This window comes from Methyloceanibacter sp., assembly GCF_035650995.1.
Lineage (GTDB): Bacteria > Pseudomonadota > Alphaproteobacteria > Rhizobiales > Methyloligellaceae > Methyloceanibacter.
On the sequence record NZ_DASRGO010000109.1, the window covers coordinates 1 to 18,632 of the forward strand.

General features: G+C 65.3%; 20 protein-coding genes. 11 read left to right on the forward strand and 9 right to left on the reverse strand.

Annotation, left to right across the window (positions count from 1 at the left end; translation table 11 throughout):
- Positions 1–319: 319 nt before the first annotated feature.
- Positions 320–964: a helix-turn-helix transcriptional regulator gene (locus VFB18_RS08335; protein ID WP_324973472.1), complete on the reverse strand. Its 645-nt coding sequence runs from the start codon at positions 962–964 to the stop codon at positions 320–322.
- Between the two features lie 168 nt (positions 965–1,132).
- On the opposite strand from VFB18_RS08335, the gene VFB18_RS08340 reads away from it, so the two are divergent.
- The 5 genes from VFB18_RS08340 to arsC all read left to right on the forward strand — a co-directional run bounded on the left by VFB18_RS08340 (position 1,133) and on the right by arsC (position 3,640).
- Positions 1,133–1,483, forward strand: a complete 351-nt coding sequence (locus tag VFB18_RS08340; RefSeq protein WP_324973474.1) for a DUF952 domain-containing protein — start codon at positions 1,133–1,135, stop codon at positions 1,481–1,483.
- Positions 1,480–2,550 (forward strand): quinone-dependent dihydroorotate dehydrogenase, encoded by a 1,071-nt coding sequence (locus VFB18_RS08345; RefSeq protein ID WP_324973477.1) that lies wholly within the window; start codon positions 1,480–1,482, stop codon positions 2,548–2,550. Before VFB18_RS08340 ends, VFB18_RS08345 begins: the two co-directional genes overlap by 4 nt.
- An 83-nt stretch (positions 2,551–2,633) precedes the next feature.
- Positions 2,634–2,876, forward strand: a complete 243-nt coding sequence (locus VFB18_RS08350) for a hypothetical protein (RefSeq protein WP_324973481.1) — start codon at positions 2,634–2,636, stop codon at positions 2,874–2,876.
- Positions 2,877–3,047: 171 nt separating this feature from the next.
- Complete coding sequence (locus VFB18_RS08355; RefSeq protein WP_324973484.1) at positions 3,048–3,203, forward strand: hypothetical protein; 156 nt, start codon at positions 3,048–3,050, stop codon at positions 3,201–3,203.
- Between the two features lie 89 nt (positions 3,204–3,292).
- Positions 3,293–3,640 carry an arsenate reductase (glutaredoxin) gene (gene arsC, locus VFB18_RS08360; protein ID WP_324973487.1) on the forward strand — a complete coding sequence of 116 codons (348 nt, stop codon included), beginning with the start codon at positions 3,293–3,295 and terminating at the stop codon, positions 3,638–3,640.
- Between the two features lie 84 nt (positions 3,641–3,724).
- Here arsC and VFB18_RS08365 read toward each other — a convergent pair whose 3' ends face one another.
- On the reverse strand, positions 3,725–4,027 hold the full coding sequence (locus VFB18_RS08365) for a DUF6460 domain-containing protein (RefSeq protein ID WP_324973490.1): 303 nt from the start codon (positions 4,025–4,027) through the stop codon (positions 3,725–3,727).
- 120 nt (positions 4,028–4,147) lie between these two features.
- On the opposite strand from VFB18_RS08365, the gene VFB18_RS08370 reads away from it, so the two are divergent.
- Together VFB18_RS08370 and pdeM are read left to right on the forward strand one after the other, a co-directional pair.
- Entirely contained in the window at positions 4,148–6,712 is a 2,565-nt protein-coding gene (locus tag VFB18_RS08370; RefSeq protein WP_324973493.1) for a ligase-associated DNA damage response DEXH box helicase, read from the forward strand.
- 4 nt (positions 6,713–6,716) lie between these two features.
- Entirely contained in the window at positions 6,717–7,418 is a 702-nt protein-coding gene (gene pdeM, locus VFB18_RS08375; protein WP_324973497.1) for a ligase-associated DNA damage response endonuclease PdeM, read from the forward strand.
- A gap of 1 nt (position 7,419) precedes the next feature.
- Here the strand turns inward: pdeM and VFB18_RS08380 are convergent, their stop codons facing one another.
- The 3 genes from VFB18_RS08380 to VFB18_RS08390 all read right to left on the reverse strand — a co-directional run bounded on the left by VFB18_RS08380 (position 7,420) and on the right by VFB18_RS08390 (position 12,161).
- Positions 7,420–8,199: a TIGR02186 family protein gene (locus VFB18_RS08380; protein ID WP_324973500.1), complete on the reverse strand. Its 780-nt coding sequence runs from the start codon at positions 8,197–8,199 to the stop codon at positions 7,420–7,422.
- Complete coding sequence (locus tag VFB18_RS08385) at positions 8,199–9,128, reverse strand: sulfite exporter TauE/SafE family protein (protein WP_324973503.1); 930 nt, start codon at positions 9,126–9,128, stop codon at positions 8,199–8,201. The genes VFB18_RS08380 and VFB18_RS08385 overlap by 1 nt, the downstream gene beginning before the upstream one ends.
- Positions 9,129–9,245: 117 nt before the next feature.
- Positions 9,246–12,161 (reverse strand): SEL1-like repeat protein, encoded by a 2,916-nt coding sequence (locus VFB18_RS08390; RefSeq protein WP_324973506.1) that lies wholly within the window; start codon positions 12,159–12,161, stop codon positions 9,246–9,248.
- Between the two features lie 232 nt (positions 12,162–12,393).
- Between VFB18_RS08390 and VFB18_RS08395 the strand changes: the two genes are divergently transcribed.
- The gene (locus VFB18_RS08395) at positions 12,394–12,831 is read left to right on the forward strand and encodes a secondary thiamine-phosphate synthase enzyme YjbQ (RefSeq protein WP_324973509.1); all 438 of its coding nucleotides are present in this window, start codon (positions 12,394–12,396) and stop codon (positions 12,829–12,831) included.
- Between the two features lie 8 nt (positions 12,832–12,839).
- On the opposite strand, the gene pip is transcribed toward VFB18_RS08395, so the two are convergent.
- The 3 genes from pip to VFB18_RS08410 are packed head-to-tail and all read right to left on the reverse strand — an operon-like array spanning position 12,840 to position 15,982.
- Positions 12,840–13,814, reverse strand: a complete 975-nt coding sequence (gene pip, locus VFB18_RS08400) for a prolyl aminopeptidase (RefSeq protein ID WP_324973512.1) — start codon at positions 13,812–13,814, stop codon at positions 12,840–12,842.
- Between the two features lie 20 nt (positions 13,815–13,834).
- Positions 13,835–15,697: a solute symporter family protein gene (locus VFB18_RS08405; RefSeq protein WP_324973515.1), complete on the reverse strand. Its 1,863-nt coding sequence runs from the start codon at positions 15,695–15,697 to the stop codon at positions 13,835–13,837.
- 3 nt (positions 15,698–15,700) lie between these two features.
- Positions 15,701–15,982, reverse strand: a complete 282-nt coding sequence (locus VFB18_RS08410) for a sodium/substrate symporter small subunit (protein WP_324973517.1) — start codon at positions 15,980–15,982, stop codon at positions 15,701–15,703.
- 125 nt (positions 15,983–16,107) lie between these two features.
- Here VFB18_RS08410 and mscL point away from each other — a divergent pair, with 125 nt between their 5' ends.
- Entirely contained in the window at positions 16,108–16,527 is a 420-nt protein-coding gene (gene mscL / locus VFB18_RS08415; RefSeq protein WP_324973520.1) for a large conductance mechanosensitive channel protein MscL, read from the forward strand.
- A 27-nt stretch (positions 16,528–16,554) separates the two neighbouring features.
- On the opposite strand, the gene VFB18_RS08420 is transcribed toward mscL, so the two are convergent.
- On the reverse strand, positions 16,555–16,974 hold the full coding sequence (locus tag VFB18_RS08420; RefSeq protein ID WP_324973523.1) for a hypothetical protein: 420 nt from the start codon (positions 16,972–16,974) through the stop codon (positions 16,555–16,557).
- 106 nt (positions 16,975–17,080) lie between these two features.
- Here VFB18_RS08420 and VFB18_RS08425 point away from each other — a divergent pair, with 106 nt between their 5' ends.
- Both VFB18_RS08425 and cysG read left to right on the forward strand, forming a co-directional pair.
- Positions 17,081–17,431, forward strand: a complete 351-nt coding sequence (locus VFB18_RS08425) for a 2Fe-2S iron-sulfur cluster-binding protein (RefSeq protein WP_324973525.1) — start codon at positions 17,081–17,083, stop codon at positions 17,429–17,431.
- Between the two features lie 2 nt (positions 17,432–17,433).
- Positions 17,434–18,632 (forward strand): siroheme synthase CysG (gene cysG, locus VFB18_RS08430; protein ID WP_324973527.1); only part of this gene is annotated, 1,199 nt, incomplete at its 3' end.

The window sequence follows — 18,632 nt, forward strand, 5'->3', positions numbered from 1 at the left end:
GGCTTTTGAGACTGAGGCCGTTAACGGAGGCGCCGCTTGAGGCGTTGCATCCCTGCTGCCCTCCCGTTTCGCGGCTACCTCCTTTGCCCACCATGCCTGGCCGAAGCCGAGGGGGATGTTGATGGGCCACAGAAGCAGGGCAACGACAGCGAGCCCGAGCAGGACCGAAAGGATGCGGGAGGCCAGTTCCATGCGCGACACCTGAAATCAGAAGTCGGACATCAGAAGTCGAAAGTCGTCGCTTGAACGCTGTATCGAACGCGGGAGATCGGGCCTTTCTAAGGCTCACTTTATCCGACTTCCGACTTCTCATCTCCGACTACTGGCTCGCCCAGACGATGCGGGCCATCCAGTCGATGCGGTCGACCGGGAAGGCCAGGTTGGGATGCGCGGGATTGAACGAGGCGAGCTCGACGGTCTTGGCCGTGCGCCGCACCAGAATCTTGGCCATCACCTCCCCGTCAGTCGTACGCAGCACCACGCGGTCGCCTTTGCGCGGCGCCGAGTTCGGCGAGACGATGAGGATATCTCCGTCGCGGTAGAGCGGCTGCATGCTGTCGCCCGTCACTTCGAGCGCGTAGGCGTTCTCATCGTCCACGCGCGGAAAGCGGATCTGGTCCCAGCCTTGGCCCACCGGGAAACCGCCGTCGTCGAAGAAGCCGCCGGCGCCGGCCTGCGTCAGGCCGATCAGCGGAATCGGCTGGGCGCGGGCGCGGGCGCCGCGGGGTTCGGCCATGACGAGCGCGGTAAAGTCCTCGAAGGAGGCGCCGGTCGCCTCGAGCACCTTGGCGATGCTCTCGGTGGTGGGCCAGCGGGGGCGCCCCTCGCCGGTCACCCGCTTCGACTTGTTGAAGGAGGTGGGATCGAGCCCGGCCCGCTTGGCGAGGCCCGAGGCGGAGAGGTTGTAACGGCGCGCGAGCGCATCGATCGCCGACCAGACCTTGGCATGGGTAAGCCTGTTCAAGGGGGCCTCCCTGTGCCCGCCCGGGTAGTGTCTCAAGACACTACCGAATCGGAATTTATACCTAATCTAGGAATTATGGCTTATTTTCGCCGTACTTGTCCAATGCAATGCGCGGGGCCCGAGCCCACGTCTTGTTCGACCCCGTCCTGCGGTCTAGTACCAGGATTTATGGACGGGACGGTATACAAGGTGATGACCCGCGCCGACCTTGCAGAGGCCAAGGCCAAAGGCCGTTTCGACGGATCCGCCGACGACTTGCGGGACGGCTTCATTCATCTCTCCGCTGCCGATCAGCTCGAAGGGACGCTTGCCAAGCATTTTGCCGGCCGAGAGGATCTCGTCTTGCTCGCGATGGACAGCGAGCGCCTGGGCGAGCGCTTGCAATGGGAGCCCTCGCGGGGAGGGGCGCTCTTTCCCCATCTCTACGGCCCGCTCGAGTTCGATGCGCTCCTGTGGGATGAGCCACTTCCGATCGGCCAAAACGGGCAGCATCTCCTACCGCGCCGAGCCCAGCCGTGAATGGACTGTTCGGCTTCGGTCAGACGCTCTTGCTTGCGCTCGACCCCGAACGCGCGCACGACCTCGCCGTCAAATCGCTCGAGCTGGGTCTCTATCCGCACACGACCGAGCCTGACGACAAGCGGCTCGCGCAGCGCATCTTTGACCTCGATTTTCCCAATCCGATCGGCATGGCACCTGGCTTCGACAAGAACGCTCGTGTGCCGCGCGAGCTTCTTGGTATGGGCTTCGGCTTCGTCGAGGTCGGTACGCTGACGCCGCGCCCGCAAAGCGGCAATCCGCTTCCGCGCGTGTTCCGTTCCATGAGCGACCGCGCCGTGATCAACCGCCTCGGCTTCAACAACGACGGCCAGGAGGCTGCGCTGGCGAGGCTGAAACAGCGTCCGGCGGGAATCGTCGGCGTCAATATCGGCGCAGGACGCGACAGCCCCGACCGCGTCGCCGATTATGTCTCCGGAATCGAGCGTATGGGCGCGGTGGCGAGCTACTTCACCGTCAATATCTCCTCGCCCAACACGCCGGGCTTGCGCGACCTCCAGGCTCCCGCCGCGCTCGATGCTCTGCTCCAGCGCGTGCAGGCAGCCCGCGGCGCTCTTCCCAGTAAGCCGCCACTCCTCGTCAAGCTCGCGCCCGACCTTGCCGATGACGACCTGCCCGAGGTGGTTGGCGTGATCGTGGCGAACGGGGCGGACGGGATCGTGGTGTCGAATACGACGCTTGTCCGCGATGGGCTCAAGGATGCCGCTTTCGCCCGCGAGGCCGGCGGGCTGTCGGGGCGGCCTCTTTTCGCGAGGGCGACCCGTATGCTCGCCCGCGTCTACAAGCTCACCCAAGGCAAGCTGCCGCTTGTCGGCGTCGGCGGCATCGATTCGGCGGAGACGGCCGTCGCCAAGGTCGAGGCCGGGGCTTCCCTGCTTCAGCTTTACACCGGGCTGGTGTTTGAGGGGCCTGCCCTGATCGGCCGCATCAAACGGGCGCTTATTTCCGCAATCGAGCGCGCCGATGCCACGGACCTGAAGCCGTTAATCGGGAGGCGCGCCGAAGAGTGGGCCGCGCGCAGCGCGTGAACATGGCCCGCGGATTAGCAAAATGTTATCGCTTCGGAAAAGAACATGCTGCCTCGCACACGCATCGCGGGAATCTTCAAGGCATGAAGTCGCCGATACAGCTCATCGAGGAGATCATCCGCGCCAAGACGGCCCTGCATCTTAGGCTCGTCGCCCACCGCAATGCCGGCGAAGCCGAGATCGGGGGCCGATGCATCAATGAACTGATCGCAGAGGTTGACGAAGGCATTCCGCGCTACGAGCGCATGCTCGTCTATTTCAAAAACAAGCTCGCCGCCGAGATCATGGTGTCGGCCGAGGCGGACGGTGAGCCGGAGCAATCTTAGAACGCGAAATCTTACGGTTTCGGCGCGCTGGACGGGAATCGGCTCCGGCGGCCCGTGCCGCCCCCCCCTGTGCACAACCGGACAATTGCCAAGTGACGCATGGCGTGGGTGCGGCCGTGAGTTGTAGGTTACCGGTGGGGCTCTCGCCCCGTTAATGAGGGAGGTAAAAACATGAAAACCACAACGAAGCTTTCACTCGTTGCGATCATCGTGGTCAGCCTGTTTGCCGGTATGAGCGGGAACGCTCAGGCCAAGCACCGCCACATTTTTGCTTGCCCCGGCAAGCCGGGCACTCTTGCCGCGCTGCTCTGCCCGGCTAAGAAATAGCGCGGGGAAAACTTTGCCTGAAGCAAGTTGGGCCGGCTTTCCGCCGGCCCTTTTGTCAGGTAGGCGCAGGGCGCTTGTCGGCGACTGGAATGGTGACGATCTATCACAATCCACGCTGCTCGAAGTCGCGCCAGACGCTTGCGCTTCTCGAAGCGCGCGGGGTCGAGCCGAACGTCGTGGACTATCTGAAGGACCCGCCCTCGGCCGCCGAGCTGAAAGCAATCCTAAAGAAACTTGGGATGCGCCCGCGCGATCTCATCCGCCGCGGCGAAGCGCGCTACGCCGAGCTCGGTCTTGAGGATCGCGCGCTTTCGGACGACGAGCTGATTTCGCTCATGGTTGCGAACCCGATTCTTATCGAGCGTCCCATCGTGATCTCAGGCAAGAAGGCTGCGATCGGCCGCCCGCCCGAGAACGTGCTCGAGATTCTGGGATAAAGCGGGAAAACCCCGGCGAGGGGCAGGGGGTGCCCCATCAGTTCTGCGGCGGGCAACGGGGCATCGGCCGTTGCCCACCCAAGCCTAGACTTGCCGGTTGCGCGAGCCGGGATCGAGCATCTCGCTCGAGCCGCGTCCCATCATCTTGAGAAGCCGGGTGATGAACCAGATCGGGAAGACGATGACGGCGCCAAGCAGGAAATAGCGGGCGGCCTTCTCGACGGCCGTGAAGCCCATGTCGTAGATGCGCTGGACCAGCCGCTCCAGGCTGTCGATCAGCTCGAGCGGGCTGAAGCCGAGAGCGGCCAGCACCACGCCGACGATGAGCGAGAGGATGGCGAGCCTGATCAGAACGAGCGCCGGATTCCCGCCAAAAAACCGTTCCATCGATCGGCTCCCTTGTTCGCGCCAGGCGAAGGCTACCGCTTCGCCTTGAAGAGATCGTAACCTTCGATTCGAATTGCAGCAGAATTGGTGCTGCCGGCTGGCAAGGTCAAGCAGGACGAAATGGCAAGAAGCGCGATGAGGAGGCTCGCGGCGCCTGAACCGGCGGCCGCCCGAACATTGCCGGAGCCGTTTGCCTCCTGGTTCGCAAGCCGCGGCTGGCAGCCCCACCCCCATCAGCTCGCGCTGCTCGAAGCGGCCGGCGAGGGGCGCGATACCCTTCTCATCGCGCCGACCGGGGGCGGCAAGACGCTCGCGGGCTTCCTGCCGAGCCTGGTCGATCTCTCGTCCCGGCCGAGCGCTCGGAGCGCTCTCCGCTCCCTCCACACGCTCTATGTCTCGCCGCTCAAGGCGCTCGCCACCGACATCGCGCGCAATCTCGCAACGCCCATCGAAGAGATGGATCTTCCCATCAGGATCGAGACGCGCACCGGAGACACGCCGCCCCAACGCCGCGCGCGCCAGCGCGTGTCGCCGCCTGACATGCTTCTCACCACCCCCGAACAGATCGCGCTGATGCTGTCGCACAAAAGCGCTGCCGAGCTATTCGGCTCGCTCAAATTTGTCATCCTCGACGAGCTGCACGCGCTCGCCACAAGCAAGCGCGGCGACCTGCTCGCGCTCGACCTCGCGCGGCTGCGCACTCATGCGCCGGAGCTCACCGCCATTGGTCTTTCGGCGACTGTGGCGCGGCCTTACGAGCTTGCCGCCTACCTCGTGCCGCACAAGGGCCAACAGGCCACCCGCCTTGCCGAGATCGTCATGGGCCGCGAGGGAGCCAAGGCCGACATCTCCATCCTGCGCTCGGAGGCCGAGCTTCCGTGGGCGGGACACTCAGCCCGCTATGCCCTCCCCGAGATGTACCGCGCGATCAAGGCGCACCGGCTTTCGCTCGTGTTCGTAAACACGCGCTCCCAGGCCGAGATGCTGTTTCACGAATTGTGGCGCTACAACGAGGACAATTTGCCGATCGCCCTCCATCACGGCTCGCTCGACGTGGCGCAGCGGCGCAAGGTCGAGGCGGCGATGGTTCAGGGCAAGCTCCGCGCCGTGGTCTGCACCTCGACGCTCGACCTCGGCATCGACTGGGGCGACGTCGATCTCATCATCAATGTCGGCGCGCCTAAAGGTGCGAGCCGGCTTGCTCAGAGGATCGGCCGCGCCAATCACCGCATCGACGAGCCGAGCAAGGCCGTGCTCGTGCCTGCCAACCGCTTCGAAGTGGTCGAGTGCCAGGCGGCGCTCGAGGCCGCGGAAGAGGGAGCGCAAGATACGCCTCCCGCACGGCCCGGCGCACTCGACGTGCTCGCTCAGCACGTTCTCGGCACGGCTTGCGCCGAGCCGTTCGATCCCGACCGTCTCTATCGCGAGGTCACGAGCGCGGCCCCTTATCAGGGGCTGACCCGCGTGGGCTTCGACAAGGTTGTGGCCTTCGTCGCGACCGGCGGATACGCGCTGTCGAATTACGAACGCTACGCCAAGCTGAGGCGCACCCCTGAGGGCCTCTATCGCCTCGCCCATCCCCGGCTTGCGCAGCAATACCGCCTCAATGTCGGCACCATCGTCGAAGCACCCATGGTGCGCGTGCGGCTCGCCCGGTTGAAAGGGGGCGCGTTCAAGGCGAAGTCCGCGCTGGCGGCGGGACGCGTCCTTGGCGAGGTCGAGGAGTACTTCATCGAGCAGCTCACGCCCGGCGACACGTTCGTGTTTGCCGGCGAAATCCTGCGCTTCGAGGGGTTGCACGAGCTTGATGCCATCGTCACGCGCGCGCACGCGAGCGAGCCGAAGGTACCGGCCTATGACGGCGGCAAGTTCCCGCTCTCGACCTATCTCGCCGAACGGGTGCGCCAACTGCTCGCCGAGCCGAACACCTGGACGCGGCTCCCCGATCAGGTCTCAGACTGGCTGCGGCTTCAGGCGGACATTTCGGTCGTGCCGGGCCCCGAAGAGGTTTTGGTCGAAACCTTTCCGCGCGGGAGCCGATATTACCTCGTCTGCTATCCGTTCGAGGGGCGGCTTGCCCATCAGAGCCTCGGCATGCTGCTGACGCGGCGGCTCGAACGGGCGGGCGCCGGGCCTTTCGGCTTCGTCGCCAATGAATACGCGCTCGCCGTCTGGGCGCTCAACGACATGGGCAATATGATCGGGAACGGGCGGCTCGATCTCGGCAAGCTGTTCGATGCCGACATGCTCGGCGACGATCTGGATGCCTGGCTTGCCGAGTCGAGTCTCATGAAGCGCTCCTTCCGCATCTGCGCCATCATCTCCGGCCTGATCGAGCGCCGCCATCCGGGTTTGGAAAAGACCGGGCGGCAGATGACCGTCTCTTCCGACCTCATCTACGACGTGCTCCGCCAGCACGAGCCCGATCATGTGCTGTTGCAGGCGGCGTTCGCCGATGCGGCGACCGGCCTCATCGATGTCGGCCGTCTTAACCAATTCCTCGCACGGATCAGGGGACGAATCAGGCATATTGGCCTGAGCCAAGTCTCGCCGCTTGCGGTCCCCGTCATGCTTGAAATCGGCCGCGAGAGCGTCGCTGGGGGGGCGAGCGAGATCTTGTTGCGTGAGACCGTCGAAGAGCTGATCGCGGAGGCCTTAAGCGGACATGCTGCGCGCCAAGCCTGATCTCATGCCTGACATTGCTCCCTCCATCCGCTCGCGCATCCGCGTCTGCGGCCACGTCATGCGGCCGCTCGCCGCCGGCGCGCTCTATTGGGAGGACGAGGACACGCTCCTCGTGGCCGATCTTCACCTGGAGAAGGGCGCGGCCTTCGCCGCTCTCGGCATGCTGCTGCCTCCCTACGATACGCGCACCACGCTGCAGCGGCTCGAGAAGGTCATCAACGCGGTCAGGCCGGGCAGGGTCGTCGCGCTCGGCGACAGCTTCCATCGGAGCGAGGGCGCCGCGCGGATGGCGGATGACGACCTCGCGCTTCTGACCAGCCTGCAGAAAGGCCGCGAATGGTACTGGATCTGCGGCAACCACGATCCGCATCTCCCGGCCTCGATCGGCGGCACGATCTGCACCACGCTTACGATTTGCGGCATCACCCTCCGTCACGAACCTTCCGCAACCGTCGCCGAGCGGGAGATCGCCGGCCATTTGCACCCCGTAGCGAGGATCGCGCGGCGGGGCGCGGTGATCCGACGCCGTTGTTTCGCGACCGACGGCAACCGGCTGGTAATGCCGGCCTTCGGCGCTTATGCCGGTGGCCTGAACGTTCTCGACCGGGCCTTCGGCGATCTCTTCCTGCGCCATAGGCTCGAAGCCTGGATGATGGGCCGGGCTGATGTCTACCCGGTGCTGGGCAGCTTGCTGTTGCCCGATTGACCTAGTCGCGGCGAAACACCACCCAGCCGAACAGTCCGATCATCACCGCGATAGTCACGGCCGCAAGGCCGTAGACGAAGGGGTGATCGCGCGCGAGCAGGGAGACAGCGCGTTCGAAGCCGGCCTGGCTCACTTCGAGCGTCCCTTCGCTCTTGCTGATGAGATGACCGTCGCGGAAGAGGTAGACGTCGGTTGTATAGCGTCCGAGCGGCACATTCGCCGGCAGATCGACGCTCGCCCTGAACAGGCTGCGGCCTATGAACGTGACGCCGTCGTCATGCTCCTGAAACAGGTTTTGGTCCTGTTTCAGCCTGGTCAGCGCCGACCTGTAGGCGGCCACCGTAGCGTCATCCTGCGCGTTCTTGCCGAATTCCAGATTGGAGAAGCCGACGCCGAGCTGTTTCAGCGTGTCTTCGGTCGTAATCGCCTTGAACGGCCTCGTCCCGAGCACGGCGTAGAAACCCGGCACGCCTTTGAAGGTTCTTCCGGCGCGATTGACCCAGATCCCGGCCACCTGCTCCTTGCGCCTGACGACGATCGGCTCAGCCGGGCTGCGAATGACGGTGATCACGTCGTAATTGCCCTCGTCGGGCGCCAGCGCGTGGCTGAAATCGATGCTGCCGAAGATGACGATCTCGATGCCGGCGAAATTCGATTGAATGGAGATCTCGCGGGTCGAGACATCGGATTGCACCGTCTCAGTCGGCGCGGGCTCGGCCGCGCCCGCCGGCGCTGGCGAGAGCGCGCAAAGAGCGAACAGGAGCCAAAGTCCTCTAGCCATCATGCCCCCACCAGCTGGGGAACGATGCTGTAGACGTCCTCGGGCTTCAGCACGAGGTCGAGCAGCAGCCGGAAGGCGACCGCAAGTACCAGGAGAGCGAGCAAGAGACGCAAATGCTCGCCTTTGAGCTTGTGTCCTGCGCGCACTCCGAACTGGCCGCCGATCACCCCGCCGATGGCGAGAATGAGCGCGAGAACCACGTCGAGCGAATGGTTGAAGGTCGCTTGCAGCAGCGTCACGATCGCGGTGACGAAGATGATCTGAAACATCGACGTGCCGATCACGATATTGGTCGGCATGCGCAGGAGGTAGATCATGGCCGGCACCATGATGAAACCGCCTCCCGCCCCGAGAAAGGCGGCGAGCAGGCCGACGACCGCGCCGATCACGAGCGGAGGGATGGTGCTGATGTATAAGCGCGAGGTCGGAAAGCGCATCTTCAACGGCAGACCGTGAATCCAGTTATGCGCGCTGCCGCGCCGCGCTGGCACCGGCTTGCCGGAGCGCGCCTTATGGATGACGCGCGCACTCTCGATCAGCATGAGCACGCCGATGGCGCCGAGAAACACGACATAGGTGAGCGAAATAAGAAGTCCCGCCTGCCCGATCTGGCGCAACAACCTCAAGAGGAGCACGCCAATGAACGCGCCGACAGCGCCGCCTGCGATCAACACGTTGGCCATGCGGAGGTCGATATTGCCCCGCCGCCATTGGGCGAGCGCGCCGGAGACCGAAGTGGCGACAATCTGATTGGCCCCCGTCGCCACCGCAATCGGGGCCGAGACGCCCGAGAACATGAGCAGCGGCGTGAGCAGAAAGCCGCCGCCAACCCCGAACATGCCGGACAGGAAGCCGACCGCCGCTCCGAGCCCCAGCATGACCAACAGGTTCACCGAGACCTCGGCAATGGGCAGGTAGACTTGGAGCATCGGGATCAGGAGTCGGAAATCGGAAGCCAGAGATCAGAAACCAGAAATTGGCGGTTCTGGCCACCGCCTTCTGGCCTCTGCCCTCCGATTTCCGGCTCTGATTTCCGCGGCTTGATATCAGCTTGTCAGGCGTTCGAGCTTGGTGACGAGCGGGATGTTGACCTCGCCCGTCTCGTCGAGACCGTTGCGGCGCTCGAAGCTCTTGATGGCGTTGCGCGTCTGGGCGTCGAGCTGGCCGTTCGCGGGACCTGCGTCGTAGCCGAGCTTGTTGAGCAGCTTCTGGGCGCGAGTGATGAGCGAGGCGGTCGGGGTCTCCGTTGGGAGGGCCCACCCGGCAGGCTCGTCGACTTCGTTCGCCTCTGCCGGAGCCGGCTTTGCCCTCCAGGCCTTGACCGCCTGCTCGGCCGACGCAAGCGTCGCGGCGTCGAGCTGAGCCTTCACCAGGTCGCGCCGCTTGGCGGCTTCCGCGTCGCCGTTCTCGGCCGCGAGCGCGAACCACTGATAGGCGGTGGCGAGATTCTTCGCCATACCGAGCCCGTGTTCGGCGAGGATGCCGAGATTGTACTGGCTGTCGGCGAGGCCGTAAGAGGCGGCTTCGCCATACCACTTGGCGGCGAGTGCATAATCGGTCACCGGCCCCTGGCCCGAGCTCACGGCGACGGCGAGATTGTGCATGGCCTTGACGTTGCCCTTTTCGGCCGCCGCCGCATACCAGGAACGTGCCTTGCCGAGATCCTTGACCACGCCTTGGCCGCGCTCATACATCGAGGCGAGACGGTATTGGGCAGGAGCAAGCCCCGAGGCCGCGGCGCGCTCGAGCCAGTGCGCGGCCTCGATCAGGTCCTGGGCCGTGCCTTGGCCGTCCGCATAGCGAAGCGCAATCGCGTATTGCGCCCGCGGGTCGCCTGAAGCTGCGGCCTGCCGCAGGGAGGTGGGTCCGAGCGACTCTGGCGGCAGGGGAAGCGTGGCCGGCATCGGCTGCTCGGGCGCCGTAACCCGTGCCCCGCCGAGCGAAGGCTCCTCGATGCTGACCGAAACGCCGGGCGGGAGCGTGGCAATGCCCTGCGGGGTGAATGAAGCGGGCTCCGGCCGCGGTGTCCCCTCGGCGACTGCTGGCTTGCGGTAGGAGGACTTGGCGACATCGGTGACCCCGCCCGCCTGGCTCGTCGCGCTTGGCGCGCTGTCGTCGGGACTCGGGTCGATGCCCTGATTGAAGCCGGTCGCCGAGCCGTCGCCAGGATCTTGCTCGATCATGCCGGGATCCACGTCGGCTCCGGATCGCGCGGGCGGACTGGCCTCCGGCGCCCCCTGAGTGGGAGCGCCTTGCGTCTCGCCGGGAAGGGTCGTGCCGTGGCGGGAATTGTCGGGGAGTGGCGTAATCTCGTCGCCGCCGGTGGATCCTGGGACCGTCTCCTCCGCCCCGGGAGGGGTCGCCTCGACCTCGGGCTTCGAGCGCAGGCGGCTGTAAAGCAGGGCCGCGCTGATGATAAGCAGGATCGCGGCGCTCACCATGAGCAGCGAACGCTTACGTTTCGATGGCGCGTCGGCGTCTGGGATGGTGCCAGGCGCGATCTTATCGGTGGCGCGGCGCGCCTTGCCGCCGGCCCGTTCCTCGGCTTTGATCGCAGCCGCCTGGGCGGCGCGCCTGGCAGCCGCCACGAGATCGTCGCGAGCGAAATCGTCTTTTCCCTTCGGACCGACCTTCCCGCGCTCCTCTCGAGCGTCGAGATCCACGGCCTCCTCGTCGAGCGGCGGACGCTTCCCGCGTCCGAATTTCGGGGCGGCCTCGCTCTCCTGGAAATCGGAGATCGATCCGGCAAGCCGGCTCTTGAGAGATTTGTCGCTGGGGGCGGCCGCCGCGGCCGTCCCTTGAGCCCCTGCCTGCGTCGTCAGCGTCGGTTGGAAGGGCGGAAGCGGCGGCAGGCCCTGCTCGGCCTGGGCACGAAAGCGCTCGGCGAACGGCGCTTGCGGCTTCTGCGGCTGAGCCGGGGTAGAGCCGCTTCTTTCCACCTGCGCCACGAGTTGCTTCAGCGACTCGTGCACGGCCTGGAGCGATCCGGCCAGACGCTCGTCGCTCGCACGGGCCTTGTCGCTCATCGCCACGAGATCGCGGTGCATCGCGTTGAGCCGGTCTTCGCTCGCTGTCGACACTGGCTTCTCCGCGACTTGGCGCGCCGCTTCGTTCGCCGCCTTGGTCGCGATCTCTTCGAGCACGTCGGGAGCCGCGTCGAAGCGCTCGATCAGGGTGCGCAGCTGTTCCTCGATCGAGGCGATGCGCTGAAGCTGCGCCTCGGCGCGGCTAAGCTGTTGACCCATCTCGGAAAGTTGCTTCTCGACCGAGGCGAGATTGTCGAGCTTCGAGGCCTGCCTAAGCGCCCCGCTGAGTTGGTTTGCGATCTCGTCGAGCCGCGTGTTGAGCGCCTCGATGGTGGCGGCCGGCATCACCGTGCTGAGCGAGCGCTCGAGCTGATGGGCGACGTCGGTCAGGCGCTTGTCGAAGGCGCCTTCGCTTCCAAGCGGCGGGAGATCGAGCGAGGGGAAAGTCGATGCGGGCGCCTTGAAGCCAAAATCCGGAAATCCCTGCTTAGGTGTCTCTGCCGTTCTGGGTGGGATCGGCGCCGACGAAAAGGCGGTCGGCACCTCGCCTGCGCTGGAAGGATCGTGGGCCCCCGCCGCGGCGACATCGAGGCTCGCCGACAGCGCCTTGCCAAGGCGCTCGAAATCTTCGAGGGGATTTGCGGTTTGCGGCTCGAAGCGGCGCGCGAGGTTGCTCACCTGGTCTTGCAGACGGTCGAGTGTCGCCGATTCGGCCGGGGTGCTGGTCGCGCGTGCGGCATCGGTCGTCTGCGAAAGCTGGTCGAGCCTCGCGTGCAACTCGTCGAGCGCCTCGCTATAGCGGCGCTCGCTCTCCTCGACCCGCTCGACAAGCCTGCGGAGAAGGCTCTCGACCGTGCGCTGATCCATGGGACCTTCGGTCGGTGCCTCGCCGGATCTTTGCGCCCCGCCGCTTTGCCAAGTAGCTTCCGAAGCCATCCCGTTCCCCATGGAGTATGACGCCGCAAATGTTTGCGTCCGATCGGGCGTGGGACTCGAAAAAGTGAGAGAGACACGCGACGAAGGGGTCGAAACTCACGGTGGCAAGGGTGGGTAAATTTTGCGTTAAACGGCGCCCTAATGTGGGACAAATAGGGCTGGAATCGTTGCGATTTAGCCGAGCGGCGTGCTCGGCTCGTCACCATGTCGCAGCCGGGATGATGAGAGACGCATGGCGGGGATGACCCAGGCGAGCCACAGGCTCACGGTCGAAACGCGGGGCAAGGGCTTTACCGAGATCACCCGCGAGCTTGCGCGCTGGCTCGACAGCCTTGGCGCCGACAACGGCCTCCTCACCGCGTTCATCTGCCATACCTCGGCGTCGCTCGTCATTCAGGAGAACGCCGACCCCAACGTCCGGCGCGACCTGCTCGATGCGCTCGACATCCTCGCGCCCGAGGACCGGCGTTACGCCCATCAGGAGGAGGGTCCCGACGACATGCCGAGCCACATAAAGTCCATGCTGACCGCCGTTAGCCTCTCCATCCCGGTGGTCGGGGGAAGCATGGTGCTCGGCACCTGGCAGGGCGTCTATGTGGTCGAGCATCGCGCGGCGCCGCATCGCCGTAACGTGGCGCTCAATTTCATCGGCAACATTGCGCAGGGTTAGCGGCGGAGCTAGCCGGCGAAGGACTTGGTCGCGGCGACGAGCTCGTGCACGATGCCGGGCTCGGTCATGGCGTGACCCGCGTCGGGCACGACCTTGAGCTTCGCTTGCGGCCAGTTGCGTACAAGGTCGAAAGCGATCTTGACCGGCGTCACCACGTCGTAGCGCCCGTGCACGATGATGCCCGGAATGCCGGCAAGGCGGTGGGCGTCAGCGATCAACTGGTCATCGCTCGCGAAGAAGCCGCGATTGACAAAATAGTGGCATTCGATGCGCGCGAACGCGAGCGCGTAATGGTCCTCGGAGAAACGGCGCACGCGCTCGGCATCGGGCAAAAGCGACAAGGTCTTTCCCTCCCAAGCGCTCCAGGCGCGGGCCGCCTCGAGCTGCACCTCAGGGTCGGGATGGGTGAGGCGGCGGTAATAGGCGGCGATCATGTCCGAGCGTTCCGCCTCGGGTATGACGCGGACATAGTCCGCGAACGCGTCGGGAAAGATCCAACTCGAACCTTCCTGATAGAACCATTCAAGTTCCGAGCGCCTGAGTGTGAAGATGCCGCGCAGCACGAGCTCGGTGACGCGTTCGGGATAGGTCTCGGCATAGGCGAGGCCAAGCGTCGAGCCCCATGAGCCCCCGAAAACCTGCCAGCGATGGATGCCGAGATGCTTGCGCAGACGCTCGATATCCTCGACCAGGTCCCAGGTGGTGTTCTCTTCGAGCGAGGCATGCGGCGTCGACCGGCCGCAGCCGCGCTGATCGAACAGCACGATGCGATAGCTGCGCGGATCGTGATAGCGGCGCATCACCGGGTTGATGCCGCCGCCCGGGCCGCCATGCAGCAGAACGGCGGGCTTGCCGGCGGGCGAGCCGCATTCCTCGAAATAGATCTCGTGCAGGTCCGAGACTCTGAGCCGTCCCGTACGATAGGGCACGATCTCGGGATAGAGCGTGAGCCGCGGCTGATGGGGAGTCTGCTGCCGGTCCATCGGCTTCACCGTTCCGCCTCTCACTGGCCCGAAGCGGTCGCCGAAGCAGCGGCCGCCGCAGCCGCTGCCCGCTGCTGCGCCCGATCGTAGATCGACTCGCCCTCGGGGTCGCGCATGTCCTCGCAGTAGGCCGCCTCGGCCTCTGACGTCCGGGAGCGGATCAAGCTCCCGGCGATTCCGGCGACGAGACCAAGTCCCGCTCCCATGAGGCTCGCAATAGCCGTGGTCATCGGTGCATGTCCACCGTCGAAAGCGCCCATTGCGGTTGCTGCCACAACGGTGATGAAGCCTGCGCCAAGCGCGGCGAAAGCGCCCTGTGCCGTAGACCTCGGCCACCAGATCGCAAGCAGCAACGGGGCGAAGAACGTCGCGCCGGCGAAGGCGAAAGCCGTCAGCGCCGCCCGCAGCGGGTCGAGGTCGGCGATGAGGAGAAAGACGCACGCCCCGAGCGCCGATGCCCCGATCGCGGCCCAAGCGGCAATCAGCCGCGGCAACGCGGTCGGCCGTCGGTCGATCGCGCGGTAGAGATCCTCGGCGAGGCTCGCCGACAAGGTGAAGAGATGCGAGCCCGCTGCGGCGAGTGCGATCGCCATGCCGCTCGCTGCCATGAGCGCCGTGATCACGTAGGGAAGCCGCATCGCTATCGGCAGCGCGAGCGCGATGCTGTCGCGAGCGATATGGAGCTCGGACGCCCCAATGGCTCCGTCGCCGTTGGCGTCCCCCGCCTGCAAGAGACTGCGGCTCGAGAGTTCGTTCACCCAGGCGGGGAGCGCCGAGGCGGGTGCCTTGGCGATGTCCTGGAACATGACCACCTTGGCGAACGCGGCGATGGCCGGCGCCGTCATGGCGAACAGCGCCACGATGAGAACCGCCCAGGCCACCGAGCGGCGCTGGTCGGCGACCGAGGCGGTCACCCCGCTCCGCACGAGCAGACTCGGCAACGCGGCGGTGCCGAGCGCGATAGAAAGAAAGAGAAGGGCGAATTCCCCTTCGCTCAGAGCCCCGAACGGCTCGAGGAACGGCTTGGTGACCGAAAGCGGAGCGGTTGCAGGGAAGGGTGACGCCGAGGCATCGGGCGCGATCGGGGTGAGCCCGGTCGTGATCTCGGCATCGTGGAGCGGGGACAGGGTCTCGCCATAGGTGAATTGCGGTACGGGCAGGTTGGTGAGGAGGACGGAAATAAGGATGAGCGGCGCGGCAAGGCCGACCGCTCCGGTGATGAATTCCGCGCTCCCCGTCCAGGTGAGCGAGCGCATCCCACCGATCAGAACCGATGCCGCGACCACGAGCGCCACCAAGATCACGGCGCCCGAGAATGATAGAGGCAAAAACAGCGCCGCGACCATCGCCGCGACCTTGAGCTCCGCGGCAAGCAGAAGCGCCGTGGGCGGAAGCTGGAGCACGCTCGCGGCCATACGGAGATAGCGCGAACGGTAGCGGTGTCCGAGAAAACTCGGCACGGTGTAGGATCCCGCCTTGCGCAGATAGGGCACGAACAGCACCCCCGCGAGCAGGAGACCGCACGTCCAGCCGAGCCCGATCGCGAGCGCATCGAAACCGAGAAAGAAAATCGTCCCGGTATAGGCGAAGAAACCGACCCCGCCGATCGCGGTTGCGGCGAGCACCAAACCGTTGAACACGGGTGGAACGCGGCGCCCTGAAGCGAAGAAGTCTTCGACGTTCTGCGTATAGGTGCCGGCGGCGATGACGAGATAGAGCCCGAGCGGAGCGACGATCATGACTTCCGCGATCGCGGCGTCGCTCCAGCCGAGCTGCTCCAGCATGGCGAGCATGATCGCGAGCGAGACGATGGCGCTCGTGACGATGCCGTAATAGGCGCCGAGATGCGGGTTCGGCGTGCGCAAGCGCGGATGGCCGTTCATCGCCTAGACGAGCTCCGTGGTTTCGCTGCGTCTCTGATCGATGCGCTCTTGCACGCGAACGAACCAGAAGGCGAGGGCAATGACGAGAAACAGAACGCCCTGGGAGAGGACGACGAAGCCAAGGGGAAAATGCAGGAACCAGTATTGGTTGAGCGCGGTCGCTGCGGCGATGGCGATAAAGACGGCGGCGAACGTGCCGATCAGGATCGCGATCGCGAGGATCAGCGTGGTGAGCTGATGGCGATCGCGCGCGGGATTGTCCGAAACGGGAACGTCCGTCGCCACTTTGTTCCCTCTCGCTTGTCGAGACCGCAAAGCGTTAGCAGCAAGCGGGCCTGTTGCAAACTCCGCACGCACCATTGACGTTCAAACGTGGCATGCTGGTGACTTGGCTTGAGAGAGGACGGGCGATGTTCAAGGAATTCAAGGAATTTGCCCTGCGCGGCAATGTCGTGGACATGGCGGTCGGCATCATCATCGGTGCCGCCTTCTCGACCATCGTCAAGTCCCTGGTCGACGACGTCATTACACCTCCCTTGAGCGTCGTCACGGGCGGCATCGATTTCTCCAATCTGTTCATTCCCCTGAACGGCGAGCATTACGACACGCTCGCCCAGGCGAGGCAGGCCGGAGCCCCGACCATCAACTACGGCATCTTCATCAACAACGTGATCAGCTTCACGATTGTGGCCTTCGTGCTGTTCCTGGTGGTCAAGAGCATGAACCAGCTGCGCCGCAAGCAGGAAGAGGCGCCGGCGAGCGAGCCGCCGCCCTCGCGCGAGGTGCAGCTGCTCGAGGAGATCAGAGACGCCTTGGTGAAGCAGAAATGATCTGAGCCCGCGCCGTGTGAGGGGGTGTTACGTTTCTGCGACCGGAAGACGCGCATGCCGGCCTTGCCGCCGACGTCGTCGAGTCGCGTCGCCGAAGGTGACGTCGAGCTTGGCGAACAGGCTCGTGGATGCCGATGGATTGAAGAAATTGATCCCACAGAAATCGGTAGTTCTTCCAGAAATCGGGCGCTGCCAGGGGCTTCCCGCGAAATGCATTTGCACCAGGTCGCTGTGATGGGGACGATTTGTGCTCCTTAGGGGGCGTGTAGAAGATATTTCTCTCATTTGCGTGCAAATGAAACCATTTTTCTTCTTTTTACGCAGACCGCCTTTCTGGAGCAAACATTTCCTACTAACTTTCGGGTTTGCGACCGGGCGATCCCGGTGCGAGCGACGGGCGATTGAGGCGATGAAGGCCAATCGGGCTTCGAGCGGAATGGCTGCCATTGGCGCGGGCTCTCGTCTGCCGCGCCCGCTCGCCTTTGGTCCTGACAACGCGATCAGTTTCCAGTACACGAGCGGGCCGCAATCGGCCGCGAGGGGTGCCTGAGTTATGTTCCTTACCGTTCATATGCCCGACGGCAGCGCCCACCGGCTCGAGGCGCTCGAAGGCTGGCGCGTGATGGAGGTGATCCGCGACTGGGGCCTTCCCATCAAGGCCGAATGCGGCGGCGCCTGCGCTTGCGCCACCTGCCATGTCTGGGTCGCAGAGCAGTGGCTCGACAAGCTCGTGCCGCCCAGCGACGAGGAGCTCGAGATGCTCGACGGCGCCTTCAACGTCGATGAGCGCTCGCGGCTCTGCTGCCAGATCATCATGTCGAAGGAACTCGACGGCCTCGAGGTCGAGCTTGCGCCAGAGAGCCTCGCCGACACGCCGCAAGAGCGGATTGCGGTGGGAGGCTAGCGATGCGGACCTTTCCCGTCTTCGTAAGCTTCGAAGGCAAGCCTCCGCTCGTGGTCGGCGGCGGCGAGCTTGCGGCTATGAAGGCCCGCCTTCTGCTCAAGCGTGCCGCCGCGGTCGACGTTGCCGCAAGCGATGTCGTGCCTGAGCTTGCCGCTCTTGCCGAACAGAAGCTCGTATCGCTTCTCCCTGCTTTGCCCGGCATCGACCAATTGCGCGGCCGCCCGCTCGTGGTCTCCGCCACCGGGGACGATCAGGAAGATGCCCGCGTCTCGGCCATCGCGCGTGCGCTCGGCGTTCCGGTCAACGTGCCGGACCGACCCGAGCTCTGCACCTTCGTCCTTCCCGCGATCGTCGATCGCGGCGAGGTGACGGTCGCCATCGGCACCTCGGGTGCCGCGCCCGTGCTCGCCCAGCGCCTGCGCGCCTGGCTCGAGCAGGAGCTGCATCCGCGGCTCGATGCGCTCGCGCGTCTCGCTGGAGAATTTCGCGGCGCCGTCGCCGATAGAGTGCCGTCCGGCGCGAGGCGGCGGAAATTCTGGGAGGCCGTGTTCGAAGGCGCTGCCGCCGAGGCCATGCTCGAAGGTGACGAGGAGAAGGCCAAGGCCCTGATCGGCGAGGCAATCGAGACCGCAGCCTCGACGCCCAATCTTCAGGGACGCGTGCTCCTCGTCGGCGCAGGCCCCGGAGACCCCGAGCTTCTCACTATGAAGGCCGTGCGCGCGCTGAAAGCCGCCGACGTGATCCTCTACGACCGATTGGTCGGCGAGGGCGTGCTCGATCATGCGCGCCGCGAGGCCGAACTGATCCCGGTCGGCAAGGCCAAGGGCGAGCACAGCGTTCCGCAAAGCGAGATCAACCGGCTTCTAATCGCGCGCGCTCACGCGGGCCAGACTGTGGTCCGCTTGAAAGGCGGCGATCCGTTCATCTTCGGCCGCGGCGGCGAGGAGCTCGAGGCCTTGCGCGAGGCGGGCATTCCGGTCGAGATCGTTCCGGGCGTCACCGCCGGCATCGCCGCGGCGGCGAGCCTGCAGATCCCGCTCACCCATCGCGACATCTCGCACACCGTGACCTTCCTCTCGGGCCACGAGGCGGGCGGCGAGGAGCCCTCCTTCGCGCATCTCGACCTTGCCGCACTCGCCTCGGGCAAAAACACGCTGATGGTCTACATGGGCGTCTCGACGGCCGGCGCGATCGCGAACAG

Coding starts and splice junctions, on each gene's coding strand:
- VFB18_RS08340 (WP_324973474.1), top strand. CDS start 1,133: ATGGACGGGACGGTATACAAGGTGATGACCCGCGCCGACCTTGCAGAG.
- VFB18_RS08350 (WP_324973481.1), top strand. CDS start 2,634: ATGAAGTCGCCGATACAGCTCATCGAGGAGATCATCCGCGCCAAGACG.
- VFB18_RS08355 (WP_324973484.1), top strand. CDS start 3,048: ATGAAAACCACAACGAAGCTTTCACTCGTTGCGATCATCGTGGTCAGC.
- arsC (WP_324973487.1), top strand. CDS start 3,293: ATGGTGACGATCTATCACAATCCACGCTGCTCGAAGTCGCGCCAGACG.
- VFB18_RS08365 (WP_324973490.1), bottom strand. CDS start 4,027: ATGGAACGGTTTTTTGGCGGGAATCCGGCGCTCGTTCTGATCAGGCTC.
- VFB18_RS08370 (WP_324973493.1), top strand. CDS start 4,148: ATGGCAAGAAGCGCGATGAGGAGGCTCGCGGCGCCTGAACCGGCGGCC.
- pdeM (WP_324973497.1), top strand. CDS start 6,717: ATGCCTGACATTGCTCCCTCCATCCGCTCGCGCATCCGCGTCTGCGGC.
- VFB18_RS08380 (WP_324973500.1), bottom strand. CDS start 8,199: ATGGCTAGAGGACTTTGGCTCCTGTTCGCTCTTTGCGCGCTCTCGCCA.
- VFB18_RS08385 (WP_324973503.1), bottom strand. CDS start 9,128: ATGCTCCAAGTCTACCTGCCCATTGCCGAGGTCTCGGTGAACCTGTTG.
- VFB18_RS08390 (WP_324973506.1), bottom strand. CDS start 12,161: ATGGCTTCGGAAGCTACTTGGCAAAGCGGCGGGGCGCAAAGATCCGGC.
- VFB18_RS08395 (WP_324973509.1), top strand. CDS start 12,394: ATGGCGGGGATGACCCAGGCGAGCCACAGGCTCACGGTCGAAACGCGG.
- pip (WP_324973512.1), bottom strand. CDS start 13,814: ATGGACCGGCAGCAGACTCCCCATCAGCCGCGGCTCACGCTCTATCCC.
- VFB18_RS08405 (WP_324973515.1), bottom strand. CDS start 15,697: ATGAACGGCCATCCGCGCTTGCGCACGCCGAACCCGCATCTCGGCGCC.
- mscL (WP_324973520.1), top strand. CDS start 16,108: ATGTTCAAGGAATTCAAGGAATTTGCCCTGCGCGGCAATGTCGTGGAC.
- VFB18_RS08420 (WP_324973523.1), bottom strand. CDS start 16,974: ATGGCAGCCATTCCGCTCGAAGCCCGATTGGCCTTCATCGCCTCAATC.
- VFB18_RS08425 (WP_324973525.1), top strand. CDS start 17,081: ATGTTCCTTACCGTTCATATGCCCGACGGCAGCGCCCACCGGCTCGAG.